The sequence below is a fragment of the Frigoribacterium sp. Leaf8 genome (assembly GCF_001421165.1).
Lineage (GTDB): Bacteria > Actinomycetota > Actinomycetes > Actinomycetales > Microbacteriaceae > Frigoribacterium.
In genome coordinates this window covers 121,780-144,101 of sequence record NZ_LMKB01000001.1, presented here as the reverse complement: position 1 = coordinate 144,101, position 22,322 = coordinate 121,780, and the positions used below count along the sequence as shown (strand labels likewise).

At 71.5% G+C, this 22,322-nt stretch carries 21 protein-coding genes, 1 tRNA gene and 1 riboswitch; of the genes, 10 read left to right on the top strand and 12 right to left on the bottom strand.

Annotation, left to right across the window (positions count from 1 at the left end; translation table 11 throughout):
• Positions 1–44: 44 nt before the first annotated feature.
• A complete protein-coding gene (locus tag ASL10_RS00710; protein ID WP_056043286.1) occupies positions 45–530 on the bottom strand; it encodes an Asp23/Gls24 family envelope stress response protein in 486 nt (161 codons plus the stop codon).
• A 201-nt stretch (positions 531–731) separates the two neighbouring features.
• Between ASL10_RS00710 and ASL10_RS00705 the strand changes: the two genes are divergently transcribed.
• Positions 732–2,300 (top strand): cryptochrome/photolyase family protein, encoded by a 1,569-nt coding sequence (locus tag ASL10_RS00705; RefSeq protein ID WP_056043282.1) that lies wholly within the window; start codon positions 732–734, stop codon positions 2,298–2,300.
• A 167-nt stretch (positions 2,301–2,467) separates the two neighbouring features.
• Positions 2,468–3,064, top strand: coding sequence for a hypothetical protein (locus ASL10_RS00700; protein WP_056043278.1), 597 nt, complete (start codon positions 2,468–2,470; stop codon positions 3,062–3,064).
• 133 nt (positions 3,065–3,197) lie between these two features.
• Here ASL10_RS00700 and ASL10_RS00695 read toward each other — a convergent pair whose 3' ends face one another.
• Entirely contained in the window at positions 3,198–4,367 is a 1,170-nt protein-coding gene (locus tag ASL10_RS00695) for an SGNH/GDSL hydrolase family protein (RefSeq protein ID WP_056043272.1), read from the bottom strand.
• A gap of 58 nt (positions 4,368–4,425) precedes the next feature.
• On the bottom strand, positions 4,426–6,117 hold the full coding sequence (locus tag ASL10_RS00690; protein ID WP_056043269.1) for an ABC-F family ATP-binding cassette domain-containing protein: 1,692 nt from the start codon (positions 6,115–6,117) through the stop codon (positions 4,426–4,428).
• A gap of 79 nt (positions 6,118–6,196) precedes the next feature.
• On the opposite strand from ASL10_RS00690, the gene ASL10_RS00685 reads away from it, so the two are divergent.
• Positions 6,197–6,382, top strand: coding sequence for a PspC domain-containing protein (locus tag ASL10_RS00685; RefSeq protein WP_054147120.1), 186 nt, complete (start codon positions 6,197–6,199; stop codon positions 6,380–6,382).
• A 127-nt stretch (positions 6,383–6,509) separates the two neighbouring features.
• Here ASL10_RS00685 and ASL10_RS00680 read toward each other — a convergent pair whose 3' ends face one another.
• The gene (locus ASL10_RS00680; protein ID WP_056043265.1) at positions 6,510–6,986 is read right to left on the bottom strand and encodes a DUF2017 domain-containing protein; all 477 of its coding nucleotides are present in this window, start codon (positions 6,984–6,986) and stop codon (positions 6,510–6,512) included.
• The gene (gene clpS, locus ASL10_RS00675) at positions 6,983–7,288 is read right to left on the bottom strand and encodes an ATP-dependent Clp protease adapter ClpS (RefSeq protein ID WP_056043262.1); all 306 of its coding nucleotides are present in this window, start codon (positions 7,286–7,288) and stop codon (positions 6,983–6,985) included. The genes ASL10_RS00680 and clpS overlap by 4 nt, the downstream gene beginning before the upstream one ends.
• Positions 7,289–7,348: 60 nt before the next feature.
• A riboswitch (ZMP/ZTP riboswitch) is annotated at positions 7,349–7,432 on the top strand.
• Between the two features lie 44 nt (positions 7,433–7,476).
• Between clpS and glyA the strand changes: the two genes are divergently transcribed.
• Complete coding sequence (glyA, locus tag ASL10_RS00670; RefSeq protein ID WP_082460133.1) at positions 7,477–8,793, top strand: serine hydroxymethyltransferase; 1,317 nt, start codon at positions 7,477–7,479, stop codon at positions 8,791–8,793.
• A gap of 62 nt (positions 8,794–8,855) precedes the next feature.
• Positions 8,856–9,773 (top strand): bifunctional methylenetetrahydrofolate dehydrogenase/methenyltetrahydrofolate cyclohydrolase, encoded by a 918-nt coding sequence (locus ASL10_RS00665; protein WP_056044483.1) that lies wholly within the window; start codon positions 8,856–8,858, stop codon positions 9,771–9,773.
• Between the two features lie 385 nt (positions 9,774–10,158).
• Here the strand turns inward: ASL10_RS00665 and galK are convergent, their stop codons facing one another.
• On the bottom strand, positions 10,159–11,364 hold the full coding sequence (gene galK / locus ASL10_RS00660; protein WP_056043260.1) for a galactokinase: 1,206 nt from the start codon (positions 11,362–11,364) through the stop codon (positions 10,159–10,161).
• Positions 11,361–12,464: a galactose-1-phosphate uridylyltransferase gene (gene galT, locus ASL10_RS00655; RefSeq protein ID WP_054146884.1), complete on the bottom strand. Its 1,104-nt coding sequence runs from the start codon at positions 12,462–12,464 to the stop codon at positions 11,361–11,363. Before galT ends, galK begins: the two co-directional genes overlap by 4 nt.
• Before the next feature lie 55 nt (positions 12,465–12,519).
• Between galT and ASL10_RS00650 the strand changes: the two genes are divergently transcribed.
• Complete coding sequence (locus ASL10_RS00650; protein WP_235452253.1) at positions 12,520–13,410, top strand: DeoR/GlpR family DNA-binding transcription regulator; 891 nt, start codon at positions 12,520–12,522, stop codon at positions 13,408–13,410.
• 70 nt (positions 13,411–13,480) lie between these two features.
• The gene (locus ASL10_RS00645) at positions 13,481–14,422 is read left to right on the top strand and encodes an aldose 1-epimerase family protein (protein ID WP_056043257.1); all 942 of its coding nucleotides are present in this window, start codon (positions 13,481–13,483) and stop codon (positions 14,420–14,422) included.
• Between the two features lie 442 nt (positions 14,423–14,864).
• Here the strand turns inward: ASL10_RS00645 and ASL10_RS00640 are convergent.
• Positions 14,865–14,937, bottom strand: a tRNA-Lys gene (locus ASL10_RS00640).
• Between the two features lie 148 nt (positions 14,938–15,085).
• Here ASL10_RS00640 and ASL10_RS00635 point away from each other — a divergent pair.
• The 3 genes from ASL10_RS00635 to ASL10_RS00620 all read left to right on the top strand — a co-directional run bounded on the left by ASL10_RS00635 (position 15,086) and on the right by ASL10_RS00620 (position 18,032).
• Entirely contained in the window at positions 15,086–15,715 is a 630-nt protein-coding gene (locus tag ASL10_RS00635; protein ID WP_055977451.1) for a hypothetical protein, read from the top strand.
• A gap of 779 nt (positions 15,716–16,494) precedes the next feature.
• A complete protein-coding gene (locus ASL10_RS00625; protein ID WP_056043251.1) occupies positions 16,495–17,091 on the top strand; it encodes a sigma-70 family RNA polymerase sigma factor in 597 nt (198 codons plus the stop codon).
• Positions 17,088–18,032 carry an anti-sigma factor domain-containing protein gene (locus ASL10_RS00620; protein ID WP_056043248.1) on the top strand — a complete coding sequence of 315 codons (945 nt, stop codon included), beginning with the start codon at positions 17,088–17,090 and terminating at the stop codon, positions 18,030–18,032. The genes ASL10_RS00625 and ASL10_RS00620 overlap by 4 nt, the downstream gene beginning before the upstream one ends.
• 115 nt (positions 18,033–18,147) lie before the next feature.
• On the opposite strand, the gene pstB is transcribed toward ASL10_RS00620, so the two are convergent.
• The 4 genes from pstB to ASL10_RS00600 form a co-directional block, all read right to left on the bottom strand.
• Positions 18,148–18,927 carry a phosphate ABC transporter ATP-binding protein PstB gene (pstB, locus tag ASL10_RS00615; RefSeq protein WP_043597259.1) on the bottom strand — a complete coding sequence of 260 codons (780 nt, stop codon included), beginning with the start codon at positions 18,925–18,927 and terminating at the stop codon, positions 18,148–18,150.
• A 64-nt stretch (positions 18,928–18,991) separates the two neighbouring features.
• Complete coding sequence (gene pstA / locus ASL10_RS00610) at positions 18,992–20,086, bottom strand: phosphate ABC transporter permease PstA (RefSeq protein ID WP_056043244.1); 1,095 nt, start codon at positions 20,084–20,086, stop codon at positions 18,992–18,994.
• Positions 20,086–21,048, bottom strand: coding sequence for a phosphate ABC transporter permease subunit PstC (gene pstC / locus ASL10_RS00605; protein WP_056043239.1), 963 nt, complete (start codon positions 21,046–21,048; stop codon positions 20,086–20,088). Before pstC ends, pstA begins: the two co-directional genes overlap by 1 nt.
• 142 nt (positions 21,049–21,190) lie before the next feature.
• Complete coding sequence (locus ASL10_RS00600) at positions 21,191–22,291, bottom strand: phosphate ABC transporter substrate-binding protein PstS (RefSeq protein WP_369700715.1); 1,101 nt, start codon at positions 22,289–22,291, stop codon at positions 21,191–21,193.
• Positions 22,292–22,322: the final 31 nt, after the last annotated feature.

Sequence of the window (22,322 nt, the reverse complement as noted above, 5' to 3'; positions counted from 1 at the left end):
GATCGTGTCGGGACGACCGCCGCGGGTACCAGTGAACTCGCTGTCTACTGAACCCGCTGCGAGTCGTTCGTGCCGTCCGAGTCGTCGTCCTGTCCGGCGATGAAGATGTCGCTGACCTCGATGTTGATCTCGACGACCTCGAGCCCGACGAGCTGGGTGATGGCGTCGGCGACGGCCTGGCGGACGTCGTCCGCCACCTGCTGCACCGACAGCGGGTAGTCGACGACGATGCTGAGGTCGGCGGCGGCCTGGGTCTCGCCGACCTCGACCTTGACGCCCTGGCCGTGGTCCTGCTGGCCGACGGCGGTGCGCAGCGCGCCCACGGCACGCGACGCGCCGCCACCGATCGAGTGGACGCCGGGCACCTGACGGGCGGCGATGCCCGCGACCTTGGCGACGACGCCGTCGGCGATCTGCGTGGTGCCCGCGGCGTCCGACGACACGGTCGAGGCACCGTCCACGCGCGCGGCGCCGTCGACGCGCGAGCTGCTGGTCAGGGTGGCGGGGGTGGGAGCGGCGGTGTTCGACATCTCGGGTCCTCTTTCGGCTGGGGGAGTCGTGCGGATGGTCGTGCGGTGGTCGTCGTGCGAGCGGGCGTGTCCGGGCGAACCGGGGCGATCCGGGTGAACCGGGGCGACCCGGGCTGCACGTCAATGAGACGCCGCGCCCGCCCCGTTCGTCACGGTGAACATGCTGGCAACCCGCTGAGTGCCCACGTCTACTGTCGGGGCATGCAGCGCACCCGGTGGATCTTCCTCGACCAGCTCGGCCCGCACTTCGACGACGGCGACCCGATGCTGCTGATCGAGAGCCGGTCGTCGTGGCGGGGCCGCACCCTGCACCGCGCCAAGCTGCAGCTGATCCTGTCGGCGATCCGGCACCGGGCGGCCGAGCTCGGCGACCGTGTCGACTTCCGGCAGGTCGAGCACTACTCCGAGGCCCTCGAGGGGCGGGACGACCTGCAGGTGGTCGACCCCACCTCGTACCGGGCGCGCCGTCTCGTGCGGTCGGTGGGAGCCGAGGTGCTGCCGAGCCGCGGCTTCGTCTCGAGCGAGGCCGAGTTCGCCGAGTGGGCCGCGGGTCGCCAGGGCGGGCGCGGTCCGGGCCGGTCCGCAGGCGCGACGGCGGACGCCGACGACGCCCGTCGAGGAGGCGCGGGTCGACCGACCGGCGCGTCCGGCGGTCGACCGGCACCGCGCCTCCTGATGGAGGACTGGTACCGGGCGGTGCGCCAGCGCACCGGACTGCTGATGGAGGGCCCGCAGCCCGTCGGAGGCCAGTGGAACTACGACCACGACAACCGCGAGAAGCCACCGAAGGGCGCGGCCACTCTCGGCCTGCCGCCGCAGGAGTGGCCCGAGGAGGACGACATCGACGCCGAGGTGCGGGCCGACCTCGAGCGCTGGGAGCGTGACGGGGTCGTCCGGCTCGTCGGCGACGACGCGCCCCGACGGTTCGCGGCGACCCGGGCCGAGGCGACGGCCGCGCTGGCGGACTTCGTCGAGGTGCGGCTGCCCGACTTCGGCCCGTTCGAGGACGCCACGCTGTCGGGCGACTGGACGATGGCGCACTCCCTGCTCAGCGCCCCCATGAACCTCGGGTTGCTCGACCCGCGCGAGGTCGTCGAGGCCGCCGTCGCGTCGTACCAGGCCGGAGACGCCCCCTTGCGGAGCGTCGAGGGGTTCACCCGGCAGATCGTCGGCTGGCGTGACTGGGTCTGGCACCTCTACTGGCACCTCGGCGAGGACTTCGCGACGACGAGCAACGCGCTCGGGGCCACGAACCCCCTGCCCGAGGTGTTCGCCGGCCTCGACGTCGAGGCCGTCGAGGCCGAGTGCCTCAGCGAGACGCTCGACGGCCTGCGGCGGCACGGCTGGAACCACCACATCCAGCGGCTGATGATCCTCGGCAACTGGGCCCTGCAACGCGGGGTCGACCCGGCGGCACTCAACCAGTGGTTCGTCGACATGTACGTCGACGGCACGCCCTGGGTGATGCCGGCCAACGTCGTGGGCATGTCGCAGCACGCCGACGGCGGCGTCGTGGCGACCAAGCCGTACGCGTCGGGTGGTGCCTACATCAACCGCATGACCGACCACTGCGGCTCGTGCCGCTTCGACCCGAAGAAGCGGCTCGGCGAGGACGCCTGCCCGGTGACCGCCGGCTACTGGGCGTTCCTCGACCGCGTCGAGCCGGTGCTCTCGGGCAATCCGCGCATGGGGCAGCAGTTCGCCGGGCTCCGCGGGCTCGCCGACCGCGAGGCCGTCGTCGAGCAGGAGCGCACCCGCACGACCTGGTGAGCCGCGGCGACCGACGCCGCCGGAGGTCGCACCACCGTCGCGTCGTCGAACCAGCCTCCGGGGTGGTTCGACGACGCGGCGACGGTGCGTCCTCGGAGGTGCCCCTCGTTAGGGTGACGGGAGCACCGGGCACAGCGAGCCCGAGGCAGATCACGAGGGAGCCCCCGATGACCACGACCATGCGCAGAACGGCCGTGACGGCCACCACCATGGGCGTGCTCGCCCTCGGCCTGCTGCTCGCCGGCTGCACCTCAGGAGGCGCGGGTGACGGTGACGAGGCCGGTTCCGGCGGGTCCTCGGCCGACTCGACGGAGGGCACCTTCGACGACCTCGCCAGCTGCGACGACGTCGGCTCGGCACTCGGCGGCGTCGTCGACGGCCTCGAGCTGCGCGATGACAGCACGTTCTCGGGTGACCAGGCGAACTGCCAGTGGGCCACCCCGACCACCGAGGCGACCGACGCCGCCGACGTGACGGCGATCGTCGTCCTCGCCCAGCGCCAGGAGTTCAGCGCCGACGACATCAGCGCCCAGACCTCGCAGATCGAGGGCACCGAGGGCGTCGAGACCGTCGACGACTCGCGCGTCCAGGCGTTCGGCGGCCAGGCCTTCTCGCAGTCGGTGACGCAGCAGGGCATCACGGCCTCGGCCAGCACGGTCCTCTCGCCTCACGGCCTGGTCGCCGTCACGGCGACCGGTGCGGGTGACGACGCCCCGCTCAGCACCGACGAGACGCTCGACGCCGCCTACGGCCTGTTCGACTGAGCTGCGCCGCGGCGGGCGTCCGTCCTCGTGACGTGCCCGCGCCTCCTCGTCCCGCTCGACACGTCGGTCGAGCGGTTCGGAAACGTCCTCGCGTGCGGGCCGAACCACGATTCGGGACCACTCGACGGGTCGCTCAGTCGACGCTGAGCTTCTCGAGCACGAAGTCGGCGATGACGCGTTGTCCGGCGTCGTTCGGGTGCACCCCGTCGGCCGAGAGCAGCGAGGCGATCCCGTCGGCGGGCAGGGCGTCGGCGAGGTCGACGTAGGCGCTGCCGGTCTCGGCCGCGAGGCGCTGCACGACGGCGTCGTACTCGGCGGCGTCGCCGGCCAGCCCCTCGGTGAGGTTCGTGCCCGGCACGAACTCGCCCATCAACAGGACCGACGGCGGGTCGTCGAGGCTCTGCAGGCCGTCGATCAGGGTGCGGTAGTCGTCCTCGAACTGGTCCGGCGTACGGCTGAACGCGTCGTTGGCGCCGAGCGTGATCGTGACCAGGTCGGGCTTGGTCGCGGCGATCGAGTCGAGGAACCCGGGCAGGTCGGCCGTGAAGGTGCGGGCCGTGGCGCCGGAGCGGGACGAGTCGAAGAGCGTGATGCCGCGGTCGCGATCGCCGTCGAAGGCGGTCAGACCCTCGAGGTCGACCGGCGTCTGCGCGTGGATCGTCACGGTGTGTGCGCCCGCGTCGAGCCCGGTCACGGACGTGATCCCGCTGGTGGCCATGGAGTCGCGGGTGTCGACCTCGACCGCCTCGCCGTCGTCGACGGCGTAGTCGAAGGTGCCGCGTCCGCTCGACCACCAGAGGTCGAGGTCGGTGCCCGTGAACGGGTACGTGGTGGTCGCGCCGGCACCGAGGGTGACCGCGCGGTAGCCGAGGTCGGCGGTGCGGGACGACGCCGACACCGATCCCTCGCTGCTCGAGGCCCAGCGGGCCCAGGTCGAGGCCGGGGGAGCGACGGCGAACGCGGCCGGCCGGTAGCCGACCCCGCCCGGCACGTCGTCGGTCGGGTAGCGCTCGCGCAGGCCGTCGAGGGTCAGGTCGATCCACCGGGAGTCCACGGTCGAGGCGCCCATGCCCTCGGAGATCGAGTCGCCGACGGCGACCCAGCGGGCGGAGTAGTCGTCGCGGGCGTCGAGGGCGGTCGCCCAGTCGGCGAGCTCCGAGGAGGCGCGGGTCGGCTGGGGAGAGGAGGTCCCGTCCGTGGAGGCGCCGCCCGTGGGCTCGCTCGGGTCGGTCGGGGCCGCCGTGCAGCCCGTGAGCAGGGCGAGGGCAGCGGCGACCGCGACCAGTCGGGTGGTTCGGGTCATGACGACGACGGTAGTCGAGGGGCGCGGGGGTCGTTCACCGGCGACGGCGTCGGCGCCCTCACGACTCGGTGACGGTGCCGCCCTCGACCCTCCAGTGGCGATCGAGCCGGACCGTCTCGAGCATGCGCCGGTCGTGCGTGACGAGCAGCAGCGTGCCGTCGTACGACTCGAGGGCCTGCTCGAGCTGCTCGATGGCGGCGAGGTCGAGGTGGTTCGTGGGCTCGTCGAGCACGAGCACGTTGACGCCTCGGGCCTGCAGCAGGGCGAGGCCGGCGCGGGTGCGCTCGCCGGGCGAGAGCTCGTCGACCGGACGCGAGACGTGGTCGGCCTTGAGCCCGAACTTGGCGAGCAACGTCCGCACCTCGGCCTGGGGCCAGTCCGGCACGAGCGCCTCGAACGCGTCGGCCAACGGCACGTCGCCGGCCAGGAGTGCCCTGGCCTGGTCGATCTCGCCGACGGCGATGCTGGCTCCGCGACTCGCGCCTCCTTCGCTGGGGGCCTGGCGGCCGAGCAGGCCGCGCAGCAGGGTCGACTTGCCGGCGCCGTTCGGGCCGGTGATGCCGATGCGGTCGCCGCCGTCCACCTGCAGCGACACCGGACCGAGCACGAACTCGCCCGTCGCGGGGTCGCCCTGGCGGAACACTGCACCGCTCAGGGTCGAGACGACCGAGCTCGACCGGGGTGCGGCGCCGATCGTGAACTCGAGCTGCCACTCTTTGCGGGGCTCGTCGACCTCGTCGAGGCGGGCGATGCGGCTCTCCATCTGGCGGACCTTCTGGGCCTGCTTCTCGCTCGACTCGGCCGAGGCCTTGCGACGGATCTTGTCGTTGTCGGGGGCCTTCTTCATCGCGTTGCGGACGCCCTGGCTCGACCACTCGCGCTGCGTGCGGGCGCGGCCGACGAGGTCGGCCTTCTTCTCGGCGAACTCGTCGTAGGCCTCGCGGGCGTGACGGCGGGCCGTCTCGCGCTCGTCGAGGTAGGCGTCGTAGCCGCCGCCGAAGACGCGGTTCGACGACTGCGCGAGGTCGAGCTCGAGCACCTTCGTCACGCATCGGGCGAGGAACTCGCGGTCGTGGCTGACGAGGACGATGCCGCCCCGCTGCCCCTGCACGAAGCGCTCGAGTCGTTCGAGGCCGTCGAGGTCGAGGTCGTTCGTGGGCTCGTCGAGCAGCGCGACGTCGAAGCGGCTGAGGAGCAGGGCGGCGAGGCCGACGCGGGCGGCCTGGCCTCCGCTGAGGCCGGTCATCGGGCTGTCGGGGCCGACGGCTCCGTCGCCGTCACGGTCGAGGCCGAGGTCGGCGAGCACCTGCGGCAGGCGGTCGTCGAGGTCGGCGGCGCCGCTGGCGAGCCACCGGTCGAGGGCGGTCGAGTAGACGTCGGCCGGTTCGAGGCCGTCGGCTCGGGGCGCCGGGTCGGGGTCGCCGAGGGCGGCGGCGGCGGCGTCCATCTCGGCGGTGGCCTGCGTGCTGCCCGTGCGGCGGCCGATGTAGTCGGCGACGGTCTCTCCGGGCACGCGCTCGTGCTCCTGCGGCAGCCAGCCGACGAAGGCGTCGCCGGGGTTGAGGGTGATCGTGCCGGCCTGCGGCTCGTCGACCCCCGCCAGGAGGCGCAGCAACGTCGACTTGCCGGCCCCGTTCACGCCCACCACCCCCACGACGTCACCCGGGGCGACGGTCAGGTCGAGGTCGTCGAAGAGGGTGCGGTGCCCGTGGCCGCCGGCCAGGCCCTTGGCCACGAGTGAAGCGCTCATCCGGTCATTCTCGCGTACCGGGCGCCGGCCCGCGAGGCGGCCCTGGCGCCCTCCAGGCGGGGCTGGCATGCTCGGGGGCATGGCCTCCCTCACTCGTCCCCGCCGCGGCAAGATCATCGCCGGAGTCTGCGCCGCCCTCGCGAACCGCTTCGGCATCAGCGCCTTCCTGGTGCGCCTGATCTTCGTGCTGTCGATCATCCTCCCGGGGCCCCAGGTGCTCGTGTACCTCGTGCTCTGGGTCGTGTTCCCGAAGGAGAACCGCTAGACCTCGCCCCACGGGTCTGCTGATCGCCGGGTCGCGGCCCTCGCCCTGCGGGGCGCCGGGCGCGTGGCGCCGGACTGGGGCGCCGGGCGTGTGGCGCCGGGTCGGTGCGCCGGGTTCGGGCGCTGGGTCAGCCCTTGTGCAGGGACCGCAGCAGCGCCTCCTGCAGGTAGCCCAGCCAGTCGAAGACGTGGCCCATCGCCTGCAGCTGACGGTCACCGCCCTCGGGGAGGCCGTCACCCGTGACCCCCAGGCGCTCGCCGAGGGTCAGGCGAAGGTCGTTGAGGGTGCGCAGCCACGACTGCTGGGCGGCACGGTCGAGCGTCGACCCCGCTTCGCCGAGCGTCGCCAGCACCGCCCGGCCGTTCTCGACCTTGCGCCGGGTCAGGTCGTCGGCCGTGAACCGCCGGAACTCGGCGGCCGCCTCGGCGTCGTCGCGGTACGCCGCCGGCAGGAGGCGCGCCAGGGCCGGATCGCCCTCGTCACCGTTCTCGAGCAGCGACAGCAGTTGACCGACCAGGTCGGTGAGCAGGCCCCGCTCGTCGGCGTCGAGCCGCACGCGGATCTCGTCGCCGCCCCGGGGGCGGACGAACGGCACCAGCGTCACGCCTCGTCCTCCTTCGAGAGGGTCGCCCACAGGCCGTAGTCGTGCATCGCCTCGACGTGCCGCTCCATCGCTTCGCGGTTGCCCGTGGCGACGACCGCACGACCCTCGGTGTGGACCCGCATCATCAGGCGCTTCGCCTCGGCCCGGCCGAAGCCGAAGTAGGTCTCGAAGACGTGCGTGACGTAGGTCATCAGGTTGACCGGGTCGTCCCAGACGAGCGTCACCCAGGGGGTGTCGGGCGAGGTCAGGAGGCGCTGGTCGGCCTCCGTTCCCGTGCGGGTGTCGTCGAGGGTGGGGCTCACCCGTCCAGGGTGTCACACGGTCGCCGAGCGGGTTCCCCGTCAGGGGTCGTCTTGTTATGCTGTGCGGGTCGCGACTGGCGTTCAGATGGTCACCATCGGGGAGCGACTGACACACGTGCGTGGCCGTACGCCTGGGCCACGACATCCGACCTCCGTCCGTCCCGTGTGCCAAGGAGTCCTCCGTGACCATCTCCGACCAGACCAGCGCCCAGACCGCCGCCTCGTCCGCCGAGTCGACCGATCGCCAGCCGTCGACCTTCAACCAGCCGCTCTCGGTCGTCGACCCCGAGATCGCCGCCGTCCTCGAGCAAGAGCTGGGGCGCCAGCGCGACTACCTCGAGATGATCGCCTCCGAGAACTTCGTGCCGCGTGCCGTGCTCGAGTCGCAGGGCTCGGTGCTGACGAACAAGTACGCCGAGGGCTACCCGGGTCGTCGCTACTACGGCGGTTGCGAGTTCGTCGACGTCGCCGAGAACCTCGCCATCGAGCGCGCCAAGTCGCTGTTCGGCGCCGAGTTCGCCAACGTCCAGCCGCACTCGGGTGCCCAGGCGAACGCCGCCGTGCTCGCCGCGATCGCCGACATCGGCGACACGATCCTCGGTCTCGAGCTGTCGCACGGCGGCCACCTGACCCACGGCATGAAGCTCAACTTCTCGGGCAAGATGTACAAGGCCGTGGCCTACGAGGTCGACCCCGAGACCTACCTGATCGACATGGACGTCGTCCGTCGCCAGGCGATCGAGCACCAGCCCAAGGTCATCATCGCCGGCTGGTCGGCCTACCCCCGTCAGCTCGACTTCGCGGCCTTCCGCGCCATCGCCGACGAGGTGGGCGCCTACCTCTGGGTCGACATGGCGCACTTCGCCGGGCTCGTGGCCGCGGGCCTGCACCCGTCGCCCCTGCCGCACGCGCACGTGGTCTCGTCGACGGTGCACAAGACCCTCGCGGGTCCCCGCTCGGGCGTGATCCTCTCGAACCACGAGCCCCTGTTCAAGAAGCTCAACTCGGCCGTGTTCCCGGGCCAGCAGGGCGGCCCCCTGATGCACGTCATCGCGGCCAAGGCGACGGCGTTCAAGCTCGCCGCCGAGCCCGAGTTCAAGGACCGTCAAGAGCGCACCATCCGCGGCGCCCAGGCCCTCGCGGCCCGCCTCACGGCCGACGACGCCAAGGCCGCCGGGGTCGACGTGCTGACCGGTGGCACCGACGTGCACCTGGTGCTCGTCGACCTGCGCGCCAGCGAGGTCGACGGCAAGCAGGCCGAGAACCTGCTGCACGACGTCGGCATCACGGTGAACCGCAACTCGGTGCCGTGGGACCCCCGCCCGCCGATGGTCACCTCGGGCGTGCGCATCGGCACGTCGGCCCTCGCCACCCGTGGCTTCTCGGATGACGAGTTCGCCGAGGTCGCCGACATCATCGCGCTCACCCTGATGCCCTCGCCCGACGTCGAGGCCCTCGCGGCCCGCGTCAAGGCGCTGACCGACGCGTTCCCGCTCTACGCGTGAGCGCTGACGTCGCGGCCGGGACTCCGGCGGGCGTCGGGGTCGAGGCCTCGTCACGGGGTGCGGTGGGCGTCGAGCGTGCCCGTTTCGTCCCCGGCGACGACTCGTCCGCCGTGAAGATCGACGGCACGGCTCTGGCCGCCGCCGTCAAGGACGACCTGCGCCTCCGGGTGGACGCCCTCAAGGCCCGGGGCATCGCGCCGGGACTCGGGACGATCCTGGTCGGGGCGAACCCCGGTTCGCTGTCCTACGTCGCGGGCAAGCACCGTGACTGCGCCGAGGTCGGCATCGAGTCGATCCGCATCGACCTGCCCGACACGGCGACCGAGGACGAGATCCGTCGGGCGATCGAGACGATGAACGCCGACCCCGCGGTCACGGCGTTCATCATCCAGTTGCCGTTGCCCGCCGGCATCGACCCGACGGCGATGCTCGAGCTCATGGACCCGGCCAAGGACGCCGACGGCCTGCACCCGGTCAACCTCGGCGAGCTCGTGCTGGCCGTGCCCGGCGGCAAGGGGTCGATCGACACGCCCCTGCCCTGCACGCCGCGCGGCATCGTCGAGATGCTGCACGCCTACGACATCCCGATCGCGGGGACGCACGTCACGATCATCGGCCAGGGGCTGACGGTCGGGCGGCCGCTCGGGCTGCTGTTGACCCGCCTCGAGGCGACGGCGACGCTGACGCACTCCCGGACGGTCGACGTCGCCGCCGAGGTGCGCCGGGCCGACATCGTCGTGGCCGCCGCGGGCGTCGCGGGGCTGGTCAAGCCGGACTGGGTGAAGCCCGGGGCCGCCGTGATCGACGTGGGCATCACCCGCGTGCAGAACGAGGAGACGGGCAAGTACAAGCTGCGCGGAGACGTCGATCCGGCCGTCGCCGCGGTCGCGGGCTTCCAGTCGCCCGTTCCGGGTGGGGTCGGGCCGATGACCCGGGCCATGCTGCTGAAGAACGTGGTCGAGGCCGCCGAGCGTCCCTGACGCCAGGGCCTGCCGGGCGTGCTGCCGCTGCCCGCACCACGCCCGGAGATGAGCACAGCGCCAGGTTTTCCCCTGGCGCTGTGCTCATCTCGTGGTGCTGTGCCCACCTCGTGGAGCGCTGGCCGTCCCGTGGTGCTGAGTCGGGGTCGTGCCCTCATCCCGCCACGGACTCGACACGCCGCCACGCAATGACGTGGCGGCGTATTGACCTCGTGGCGGGGAGCACTGCCGCCGCCCCCACCACGCCAGAAGATGGTCACAGCACCAGGTTTTCCCCTGGCGCTGTGCTCATCTCGTGGTGCGATGCCCAACTCGTGGCGCGATGCCCATCTCGTGGCGCAGCACCCACGCCGTGGCGCTGTGCCCGTGGCAGGGCAGCCCGGCGTCAGGCGTCGCGGCGGGCGCCCTCGGCGGCGTGCACCGTGAAGACGGTCGGAGCCGTGTAGCCGGCCTCGGCGAAGGCGGCGACGATCGCGGCTTCGACGTCGGCGCGGGCCTCGGTGGGGACGAGCGCGATGGCCGACCCGCCGAAACCGCCACCCGTCATGCGGGCACCCACGGCGCCGGTCGCCTGGGCGGTGGCGACGGCGAGGTCCAACTCGGGGACCGAGATCTCGAAGTCGTCGCGCATCGACACGTGCGAGGCGTCGAGCAGATGGCCGATCGCCTGCGGGCCGTCGGTGCGCAGCGTGCGGACGGTGTCGAGTACGCGCTGGTTCTCGGTGACGACGTGACGGACGCGACGGAAGGTCTCGTCGTCGAGCAGCTCTTCGGCCCGACCGAGGTCGTCGGCGTCGAGGTCGCGCAGGGAGTCGACGCCGAGGGCGGCGGCACCCTTCTCGCACGACGCGCGACGCTCGACGTAGCCGCCGGTGGCGTGGGCGTGCTCGACGTGCGTGTCGACGACGAGCACCTCGAGGCCGGCGGCGGCGAAGCCGAGGTCGACGACGTCGGCGTCGAGGCTGCGGCAGTCGAGGAACACGCCCGAGTCGGCCTCACCCAGCAGCGACGCGGACTGGTCCATGATGCCCGTCGGTGCGCCGACGACCTCGTTCTCGGCGAGTTGCCCGACCGCGGCCAGGGCCGAGCGGTTGACGTCCAGCGACCAGAGCTCGGCGAAGGCCACGGCCACCGAGCACTCGAGCGCCGCGGACGACGAGAGCCCTGCGCCGACCGGCACCTCGGACTCGACGAACAGGTCGAGGCCGGGGACGCCGGACAGGTCGATGGTCGACAGGTCGCCCCCGGCGGCCGCGAACGAGGGTGAGTCGGCGCGGTCGTGTGCGACCGACAACGCCCAGGCGATGCCGAGGGCGTACGCCGACCAACCCGACATCGATGCCGGGTCGAGGTCGTCGAGCGACACCTCGTGCACGCCGCCCTCGAACGACGACGCCACGCGCAGCAGGCGGTCGTCGCGCCGACCGACGGTGACGGTGGTGCGTCGGTCGATGGCGAAGGGCAGCACGAAGCCGTCGTTGTAGTCGGTGTGCTCGCCGATGAGGTTCACGCGGCCCGGGGCGGACCAGCGTCCGGCGACCTCGGTGTCGAAGACCTCGCGGAAGCCCTGGGGAGTGGTGGTGTCGGTCATGATCGCTCGATCGCCTCTCGGATTCGGTCGGCCTGCACCTCGGGGACGAGGTCGCCCACCCAGGCTCCCATCGCCGCCTCGGAGCCTGCCAGGAACTTCAACTTGCTCTCGGCCCGGCGAGGCGAGGTGATCTGCAGCATCAGGCGCACGGTGTCGCGTCCGACGCCGACCGGGGCCTGGTGCCAGGCGGCGATGTAGGGCGTCGGGTCGTCGTACAGGCCGTCGACACCGCGCAGGAGGCGCCGGTACATGACCGCGAGCTCGTCGCGTTCGTCGTCGGTCAGCGCCGCGAAGTCGGGGGCGTGACGGTGCGGCAGCAGGTGGATCTCGATGGGCCATCGCGCGGCGAACGGGACGAACGCCGTGAAGTGCTCGCCTGCGAGGACGACGCGGGGGCCGGAGCGTTCGCGGTCGAGCAGGTCGGCGAAGAGGGTCGGCCCGTAGGTCTCGATGCTGTCGAGCAGCCGCGTGGTGCGCGGCGTGACGTAGGGGTAGGCGTAGATCTGACCGTGCGGGTGGTGCAGGGTGACGCCGATGGCCTGGCCGCGGTTCTCGAAGGGGAACACCTGCTGGATGCCGGGCAGCGCCGACAGGGCGGCCGTGCGGTCGGCCCAGGCCTCGACCACGGTGCGGGCGCGTGACTCGCTCAGGTCGGCGAACGACCCGTGGGTCTCGGGGCTGAAGCAGACGACCTCGCACCGGCCGACGCTGCGCAGGGTGCGTTCGAGGCCGATGCGGGTCAGGTCGTCGAGGCCCTCGGGAGCGTCGTCGCTCTCGAGCAGCGGCCCGAACGACGGCGAGCGGTTCTCGAACACGGCGACGTCGTAGACGTCGGGGATCTCGGACGGGTTGGTCTCGCTGGCCGGCGCCAACGGGTCGAGCTCGGCCGGGGGCAGGAACACGCGGTTCTGCCGCGACGCGGCGATCGAGACCCACTCGCCGGTGAGGACGTCCTGTCGCATGGTCGCCGTGTCGGGCCGTGGATCGAGCGTGCGCGCGTCGACGCGGCGCTCCGCCGTGAGCGTGGTGTCGGCGTCGTCGAAGTAGATGAGTTCGCGACCGTCGGACAGGACCGTCGCGCGTTTCGTGATGGACGACATCGCGCCTCCTTCAGTTCGGGGCACTCGCGACCACGATTTGCAGTTGCGAAAGTACGTGAAAGCATACGAAACTAGCCGGGTGAACGGCAACTCGACCCCGCCCCCGGTGCCGCAGCCGGCGGCGCTGCCGGGCGAGCGGCGCCGCGACCGCATCGCCGACCTCGTCGGGCGTCGCGGCTTCGTCCGCACGGCCGAGCTGGCGCGCGAGTTCCGGCTGTCCGAGGTGACGATCCGCACCGACCTCGAGAGCCTGGCGGCCGACGGCCTCCTCTCGCGCGTGCACGGCGGGGCGCTGTCCGTCGACCGCCCGGCCGAGCGACCGTTCGAAGAAGAGAGCTCGGTCTCGACCGAGGCCAAGCGGGCCATCGGGGTCGAGGCCGCGTCGCTCGTGCGGTCGGGCGACTGCGTCGTGCTCGACGTCGGCACGACCACCACCCAGATCGCTCTGGCCCTGCTCGAACGGCACGACCTCGAGGGCGTCGTGGTCGTGACGAACGGCCTCACCATCGCGCTGGCGCTCGAGCAGGCCGTGCCCCGGTTCACGGTCATCGTGTCCGGCGGCACCCTGCGGCCGTTGCAGCACTCTCTGGTCAACCCGCTGGCGACGAGCGTGTTCGCGAGCGTCACGGCCGACCTGGCGTTCATCGGCTGCACCGGCGTCCACGCCCTGCACGGGGTGACGAACGTCAACCTGCCCGAGACCGACCTCAAGCGCCTCATGACCCAGACCGCCCGCCGGTCGTACATCGTCGCCGACGGCAGCAAGCTCGGCGAGGCCCACCTCGGCGTCATCGGTCCGCTCGACACCTTCGAGGCGCTCATCACGGCGGGGGCCGACGAGGCGCCCGTCGCCGAGCTGCGTCGAGCCGGCCTCGCCGTCGTCACCGCAGGAGGCGCGGGCGAGGTCGACGCGCCTCCTCGCGACCCTGCCCCCTCGCGTCCCTGAGCCCCGGCCCCCGTCGCGGGGCCTCGAGCGATCCCGGACGCCACCGACACCCGAGAGCGAGACTGGAACGATGACGACGAGCAGCCCGACCGGAGAACAGTACGACCTCGCCCTGGAGCACGACGGGCACCGCGTCACGGGTGTGGTCACGCAGGTGGCGGCGGGCATCCGCGCGCTGGCCGTCGACGGCATCGCCCTGACCGAGACGTTCGGTGCCGACGAGGTGCCGCCGTCCGCCTGCGGCATCACCCTCGTGCCCTGGCCGAACCGGGTCGCGCGCGGCCGATGGACGCTCGACGGCCGCGAGCAGCAGCTCGACCTGACCGAGCCGTCCAAGGGCAACGCCAGCCACGGGCTGCTGCGGTACACGGCCTACCAGGTGGTCGGCCGCGAGCCCCACGCCGTGACGCTCGGAGCGACGGTGTTCCCCCAGCACGGCTATCCGTTCGAGCTCGACACGAGCGTGCGGCACGAGCTCGTCCCGGACGGCATGGTGGTGACGCACACGATCACGAACGTCGGCCCGGACCGGGCCCCGTTCGCCGTCGGGTCGCACCCGTTCTTCCGTGTGGGCGACCACGATCCGGCGACGCTGACCGTCACGCTGGCGGCCTCGACGCGCTACGAGACCGACGAGGCGAGCATCCCGGTCGGGACGGTGCCGGTGGCCGGCACCGAGTTCGACCTGTCGCAGGGCCCTCGCCTGGGCGACCTCGACCTCGACACGGGTTACCGCGACGTCGAGCCCGACGCCGACGGCATCCGCACGACGACCTTCACGGCCCCCGACGGCTCGGCGACCGAGCTCTGGCAAGACCCGTCGTTCGAGTACGTGCAGGTGTTCACGCCCCGCAACTTCCCCCGGGACGGGGTCGAGGGGCTGGCCGTCGCCGCCGAACCGATGACGGCACCGGCCAACGCGCTGGCCTCGGGCGAGGGCCTGCGCTGGCTCGAGCCGGGCGAGACGTGGACGGGCACGTGGGGCGTGCGGTACCGGGCGTCCGGCTCATGACGATGACGTGGCGGTTCGTCGCGACTCGCTCGAGGGTCAATGTCCAGAAAACGCGAACCTGAGACCGGCACGATGCCGGGCGCGTAACGTCGAGTGCTGTCTCCCCAGGGTCCCGTAACCCTGGCGTACCCCGTAACGACCGCGTCGGCTTGCCCGACACGTGTCGCGAGGAGGCCGAGCGCCCCTCCCGGCCCGAACCGGAGGGGCGCTTTCTCTCGCCCTCAACAGACTCGTCGAGACGCGGAGGCGGACAAGGCGTAGGTTCTGCGCATGCCAGGTGGGTGGGACCCACCTGAAATCGGGGGACAGGATTCGGGTTCGGTCTCTCGTGGTGGGGCCGCCGCATTCGGGTGCGACGTCGGCCCCACCTTCCTGGTCGGAAGGCGGCCGTCCGTGACGGGCGACGACGTCGGAGCGATGTGGCGACGGCGACGCGTACAGGTGGGCCCCGTGGGGCTCGAACCCACGACCCGCGGATTAAAAGTCCGATGCTCTACCAACTGAGCTAGAGGCCCGTGCGCGTCCACTTTACGGGATGCCGCGCCTCCTGGCCGCCAGGCCCACCCGCGCCTCCTCGGTGTCGACGGGTGCGCCCGGTGCAGGCGGTGATGCCGTGGGCGAACGCCCGGCTCGGTGTCGGTGGTCGCGCCTATCGTGGGTCCGGTGCCGAGACCATTCCACCGCCCCACCCAGTTCTCGGGGTCCGAGTTCGAAGCCTTCCAGGGCGGAGACGACCCCGCGACGATGAACCGCGTCGCCCACGAGTCGGCCTCGGCCCTCGTCGCGCGCGTCAAGCACGACCCGAGCCCCGAGATCCTCGACCGGCTCGTCACCTTCACCGACCAGCACGGCATCGACGCGGTCGCCGAACTCTGGGCCCGGGCCAGTCCCCACAGCCTTCCCGGCGCCCTCTGGCGCATCTACCTCGTGCGGGCCGTCATCCGGCAGAACCCGGTCGAGGTCACCCAGCTCTTCGAGCGCGGGGTCGAGGTCGCCACCACGATCGACCCGGTCGTCGCGGGTGCGCCCGCTCCGGCCAGCCCGGAAGAGATCCTCGAACTCGCCGACCTGATCCTCCGCGGGGTCTTCGTCGGGGACTTCGCCATCGCCCTCGAGCGGGGTGCCGCGTTCTGCCGCCTCGCCGCCGCCGGCGCCACCTCGGTCGCCGACGACCAGGACGCCGTCGGGTCCGACCGCGCGGGCGAACTCACCCGTCGCGCTCTGCGCTTCAGCGAGCTCGGGGTCGACCTCGTCGCCTGCGCCCACCTGTGGCGCGACGACAGCCTCGACTGAGCGCCGGGGCCAGCGCCGCGCGGGCGGGCCTGCGCCGCGCTGAGGAGGGCGGCACGGCCGAGCGCCGACCGCCGACCGGCGACCGCCCCCCGCTCGACACGCGCGGACCCGCCTCGCGTTCGCACGACGCGAACTCGGCGGACCGCTCGGCCCGAGGCGGGTAAAGTCTTCCCTGTCGGGCCGCAGTAACCCCGGGCTCCAAATTTAGCCGCTTCGAGCGGCCTCGCGCCGAGAGGCGTTTCTGCGGTCCGGCGCCTCTTCCTCCCGAGGTGGGTCCTCGGTCGAGAGCCGACGTGACGACCGACCGTCGGCCTCCTTTCCGCCGGCACCGCGCCTCCTCGGCTCGTCGGTTCGGGTACGTCGGGAGCAGGCGACGGCGTCTGGCGATCGCTGGGTGACGGTGAGCGACGCGTCGGGGCGAACCCGTCGGCCCCTGGACGGCTGTCGGTCCGCCCCTGTCAGGTTCGACACCCGGGGTCCGGCCGGGCACCACGAGCGCGCCGGGATGTTCACCCAATCCGGCGGGCCCCCCGTGCCGAATCATTGACGTGAGGGATCCACGATCCCCCGCCGACACCCGTCCTCCCTTAGTTTCGGGCGTCGGCGGGCTGGTCTCCCTGCGATGCACCGGGCCTGAACGCCATCCCAGACGGACGCATCGCAGGGAGTCCCGTCCGCACCACGAACACACCGCACCACGAACACCGCACCACATCACGATCCGCCCCGGATCGTGACCCACGACCCGACGAACAGTGCGACCGGAGGTGAACCCTGACATGCTCGAACTCGTGACCCGAGAGACAGAGACACCCGAGAGCGGGCCTGCTCCGTCGACCCCCGACATGTTGTTGCCGCGGGTCGCGCAGGGTGATCAGGCCGCTTTCGCCGAGCTGTACGACCAGACGGCGCCCCGCGTGCTGGGTCTGATCAAGCGCCTCCTGAAAGACCACGCCCAGTCCGAAGAGGTGGCCCAAGAGGTCTTCCTCGAGATCTGGCAGAACGCCACGCGCTTCGACTCCACCCGGGGCAGCGCCGCCAGCTGGATGCTCACGATGGCGCACCGACGAGCCGTCGACCGCATCCGCGCCTCCCAGGCCGGCCGCGATCGCGACCTCAAGATCGGCGTGCGCGACCTCGAGACCGACTTCGACTCGGTCACCGAGTCCGTCGAGATCCGCATCGAGCACGAGCGGGTCGAGCGGGCCCTCGGACGCCTCACCGAACTGCAACGGCAGGCGGTGAAGCTCGCCTACTACGGCGGCCTCAGCCACAGCGAGGTCGCGAAACTGTTGGACGTGCCGATCGGCACGGTCAAGACCAGACTGCGCGACGGCATGATCCGTCTGCGCGACGAGATGGGGGTGGCTTCGTGACCGACCACGACGAGCCCACGCACGGCCGCCACGCGGACGACGCGGGCACCACGAGAACCGACACCGACAACCTGTCCGGCGCCTACGTGCTCAACGCACTGAGCGACGACGAACGACACGCGTTCGAGGCACTCCTCGACGACACATCAGACCAGCACGACGACACCAGGACGGAGGTGGCCGAATTGAGAGAGACCGCATTGTTGCTCGCTCACGCGGCCCGGCCCGTCACCCCGTCGGCCGGGCTCCGCGCAAGCGTGCTCGACCTCATCGCGTCGACGCCGCAGCTCGCGCCGCTCACGGCGACGGCGGCACCGACGAGCCCCACGGCAGACCACGACATCGCGACGACCGCAGGAGGCGCGGGTGACGACGACCACGCACGTCGCGTCGAGCGCACCCCCGCCCCCGAGATGGAGCCGAGCGAATCCGAGGGTGCTCGCGTCCTCACGCCGACCGGAGCCGCGCACCGTCGTTGGTTCACGCGCCCCGTCGCCGTCCTCGGGGCGGCCGCCGCGGCCGCCGCGCTCTTCTTCGGCGGTGGAGCCCTCGTCGAGGGCCTCGGTCAGTCCGGCCAGCAGCAGGAACAGCAGGCCTCGGGCATCGACGAGATCTACGCCGCGAGCGACTTCCAACGCTCGGTGGCCGACGTCAGCACCGGCGGCAAGGCGACGCTCATCTGGTCGGACGAGCTCGGTCGCTCGGCCGTCGTCGTCGACGGGATGACCTCGCTGCCCGGCGACCAGACCTACGAGCTCTGGTACATCAACGATGACGGCGCCGTCCCCGCGGGTACCTTCGACGCCTCGTCGAGCGCCCCGGCCACGCACCTGCTCAAGGGTGAGATGAACGCGGGCGACACCATCGGCATCACGGTCGAGCCGGCGGGTGGCTCGTCCTCGCCGACCAGCGACCCGGTCGTCGCCATCCCCAGCGCCTGACCCGTCGCCACGCCAGAAGAGGCGGTCCACCAAATGGTGGACCGCCTCTTCTCGTGTGCCCCTCACGGACGCGCCGCGTGCGGGTGCGCCTCACCCCGAGGAGGCGCGGCGCCGATCAGCCGAAGCGTCCCGACACGTAGTCTTCCGTGGCCTGCACGCTCGGGTTCGAGAACATCTTCGCGGTGTCGTCGTACTCGATGAGCTTGCCTGGCTTGCCGGTGCCGGCGATGTTGAAGAACGCGGTCTTGTCGCTGACGCGGCTGGCCTGCTGCATGTTGTGGGTCACGATGACGATCGTGTACTGCTGCTTGAGCTCCTCGATGAGGTCCTCGATGGCGAGCGTCGAGATCGGGTCGAGGGCCGAGCAGGGCTCGTCCATCAGCACGACGTCGGGGGAGACCGCGATGGCCCGCGCGATGCAGAGGCGCTGCTGCTGACCACCCGAGAGGCCCGAGCCGGGCTTGTCGAGGCGGTCCTTGACCTCGTTCCAGAGGTTCGCGCCCTGCAGCGACGACTCGACGAGGCCGTCCTGGTCGCTCTTCGACATGCGGCGGTTGTTGAGCTTGACGCCCGCGAGCACGTTGTCGCGGATGCTCATCGTCGGGAACGGGTTGGGGCGCTGGAACACCATGCCGACCTGTCGACGGACCAGGACGGGGTCGACGCCGGGGCTGTAGAGGTCGTTGCCGTCGATCAGCACCTCGCCCTCGACGTAGGCACCGGGGATGACCTCGTGCATGCGGTTCAGCGTGCGCAGGAAGGTCGACTTGCCGCAGCCGGACGGGCCGATGAACGCGGTGACCGTGCGGGGCTCGATGGTGATGTTGACGTCTTCGACAGCCTTGAACTTGCTGTAGTAGACGTTGAGGTCGTTGACCTCGATGCGCTTGGACACGGTGATTCCTTCGGGGTGGGAGCCGGGCGGGAGCCGGGACGGGGTGTGGGTCGGGGCGGCCGGGTCAGCGGCCGAGCTTGGGGGCGAACACGCGGGCGATCAGGCGGGCCAGCAGGTTCAGCGCCATGACCATCAGGATCAGGGTGAGGGCGGAGGTCCAGGCCCGGTCGATGAAGGCCGCCGCGTCGGTGCCCTGGCTGACGTACGAGCTGTAGGCGAACACCGGCAGCGACTGCATGCGACCGTCGAAGAGGTTGTAGTTCATGCTCGCGGTGAAGCCGGCCGTGATCAAGAGCGGAGCGGTCTCGCCGATGATGCGCGCGATGGCCAGCATGACGCCGGTCGTGATGCCCGCGACCGAGGTGGGGATGACCACCTTGACGATGGTCAGCCACTTCGGGACGCCGAGGGCGTAGGCCGCTTCTCGCAACTCGTTCGGCACGAGCTTCAGCATCTCTTCCGTGCTGCGCACCACCACGGGGATCATCAGGACGGCGAGGGCCACGGAGCCGGCCGCGCCCATGCGGACCCCTTCGCCGAAGAAGATCACGAACAGGGCGTAGGCGAACAGGCCGGCGACGATCGAGGGGATGCCCGTCATGACGTCGACGAAGAACGTGATGGCGCGGGCCAGGCGGCCCTGACCGTACTCGACGAGGTAGATGGCGGTCAGCAGGCCGATCGGCACCGAGATGACGGCGGCCAGCGCCGTGATCAGCAGGGTGCCGGTGATGGCGTGCAGACCACCGCCGCCGGCTCCGACGACGTTGCGCATCGACATCGCGAAGAAGTCGGCGTCGAACCGGTTGGAGCCCGACGTGACGACGGTGAAGAGCAAGGAGACCAGCGGAACCAGCGCGATGATGAACGCCGCACTGACGGCGGTCGTGACGACGCGGTCCTTCGCACGGCGGATGCCCTCGATCTGCATCGCGACGACGAAGACGAGCACGGCGTAGAGCACGGTGCCGAGGATGATCGCCCCGACCCAGTTGAAGGAATCGGTGACGCCCGCCGCGTTCAGGAGGGCGAAGACGACGCCCATGACGACCCAGCTGCCGAGCAGGATGACGAGGGGCGCGGCCTTGGGCAGGCGCCCCGTCGTGAGGGCGTTGACCGTGCGGGTGGACCGGCGCACGCCGGCGGTGGTGGTGGCCATCAGTTCGCTCCCGAGAAGGCCTTGCGGCGGTTGATGACGTAGCGTGCGATCGAGTTGACGATCAGGGTGATGACGAACAGCACGAGGCCGGTCGCGATGAGGGTGTTGATGCCGATGTCGTGCGCCTCGGGGAACCGGAGGGCGATGTTCGCCGCGATGGTCGAGGAGTTCGTCGACGTCAGGATCGCGGGGTTGACGACGAGGGCCGGCGAGAGCACGAGCGCCACCGCCATGGTCTCGCCCAGGGCACGACCGAGGCCGAGCATCGCGGACGAGATGACTCCGGGGCGACCGAACGGCAGCACGGCGATCTGGATCATCTCCCAGCGGGTGGCGCCGAGGGCGAGGGCGGCCTCTTCGTGCAGTACCGGCGTCTGGAGGAAGACCTCACGACTCAGGGCGGTGATGATCGGCAGGATCATCACGGCGAGCACGATCGAGGCGGTCAAGAGGGTGCGACCGGTGCCCGAGACCGGGCCGGCGAAGAGCGGGAACCAGCCGAACGTGCTGACCAGCCAGTCGTAGAAGGGCTGGATCGCGGGGGCGAGCACGATGCTGCCCCACAGGCCGAAGACGACCGACGGCACGGCGGCCAGGAGGTCGATCACGTAGCCGAGCCCCTGGGCGAGCTTGCGGGGGGCGTAGTGCGAGATGAAGAGGGCGATGCCGATGGCGACGGGGAGGGCCATCAGCAGGGCGAGCGCGGCGGCGTAGACCGTGCCGAACGCCAGCGGTCCGACGTACTCCCAGAACGAACCCGGGTAACCCGAGAGCGAGACGTCCTCGGGAGCGGCCGTGAGGGCCGGGATGCTCTGCACGATGAGGAAGAGCGCGACGGCCGCGAGGATCGCGAGGATGAGACCACCGGCGACGACCGTGCTGCCCGAGAAGATCCGGTCGGCAGGACGTCGCTTGGGCTTCGGGACGACGGCGGGGGCCGAGGTCGTGGCGGGGGCGGTCATCGGACGGGGTCCTCCGGAGGCTCGGGTGGGGTTCGGGGACGAACACGGGTGCTGGTGCTGGTGCTTGTGCTGGTGGTGCCTGTCAGGCCGACGGCCCGGGAACGCACGCGGTGCGTTCCCGGGCCCCCGGGGTGGTGCCGTGTTACTTGATGAGCGCGATGGCGTCGGCGACCTGACCCGAGAGGGTGCTCGAGATCGGGGCCGAACCGGCGGCGTCGGCCGCGACCTTCTGGCCGTCCTCGCTGGTGACGTACGAGAGGTACGCCTTCACGAGCTCGCCCTTGGCGGCGTCCTCGTAGGACTCGCAGGCGATCAGGTAGCTGACCAGGACGATCGGGTAGACGCCTGCGGCGCTCGAGGTGCGGTCGAGCTTGATGGCGATGTCGCCGTCGGTGCGACCCTCTTCTTCGGGCGACTCGTCGACGATGGCGGCTGCGGCCTCGGCCGAGTAGCCGACGAAGTCGTCGCCGACCTTGACCTTGGCGACGCCGAGGTCACCGGCGCGCGAGGCGTCGGCGTAGCCGATGGTGCCGGTGCCGTTGGTGACGGCGTCGATCACGCCGGTGGTGCCCGAGGCGCCCTCGCCGCCGAACGCGGTCGGCCAGGTGCCGTCGGCCTCTTCGGTCCAGGTGTCGCCGGCCGTGGCGTGCAGGTAGTCGGTGAAGTTCTCGGTGGTGCCCGAGTCGTCCGAGCGGTGGACGGCCGTGATGCCCGTGCTGGGCAGGTCGGCGTCGGGGTTGTCGGCCTTGATCTCGGAGGCGTCCCAGGTGGTGATCTTGCCGCTGAAGATGCCGGCGAGGGTGGCGGGCGTGAGGTTGAGCTCCTTCACGCCGTCGAGGTTGAAGACGACCGCGATGGGCGAGACGTAGGCGGGCAGTTCGACGATGCCGGTGTCGGGCGTGCAGCCGGCGAAGGTGCTCGACGAGATCTCGTCGGTCTTGAACGCACGGTCGGAGCCGGCGAAGTCCGCGGCGCCCGAGATGAAGCTCTCACGGCCGCCACCCGAACCCTGCGGGTCGTAGTTGATCGTGACGTCGGGGTTGGCGGTCTGGAAGCCCGCGACCCAGGCCTCCTGCGCAGCCTGCTGCGACGAGGCGCCGATGCCCGAGATGGAGCCGGAGAGGTCGCTGGCCGATGCGTCGCCCGAGGGCGAAGCGCCGCCTTCGTTGCTGGCGCAGGACGCGAGGAGCATGGTTCCGACCGCGGCGATCGCGACGATGCTGCCGGTGCGCTTGAAGTTCACAGGGGGGTCCTTTTCGGGATGTGATGGCTGG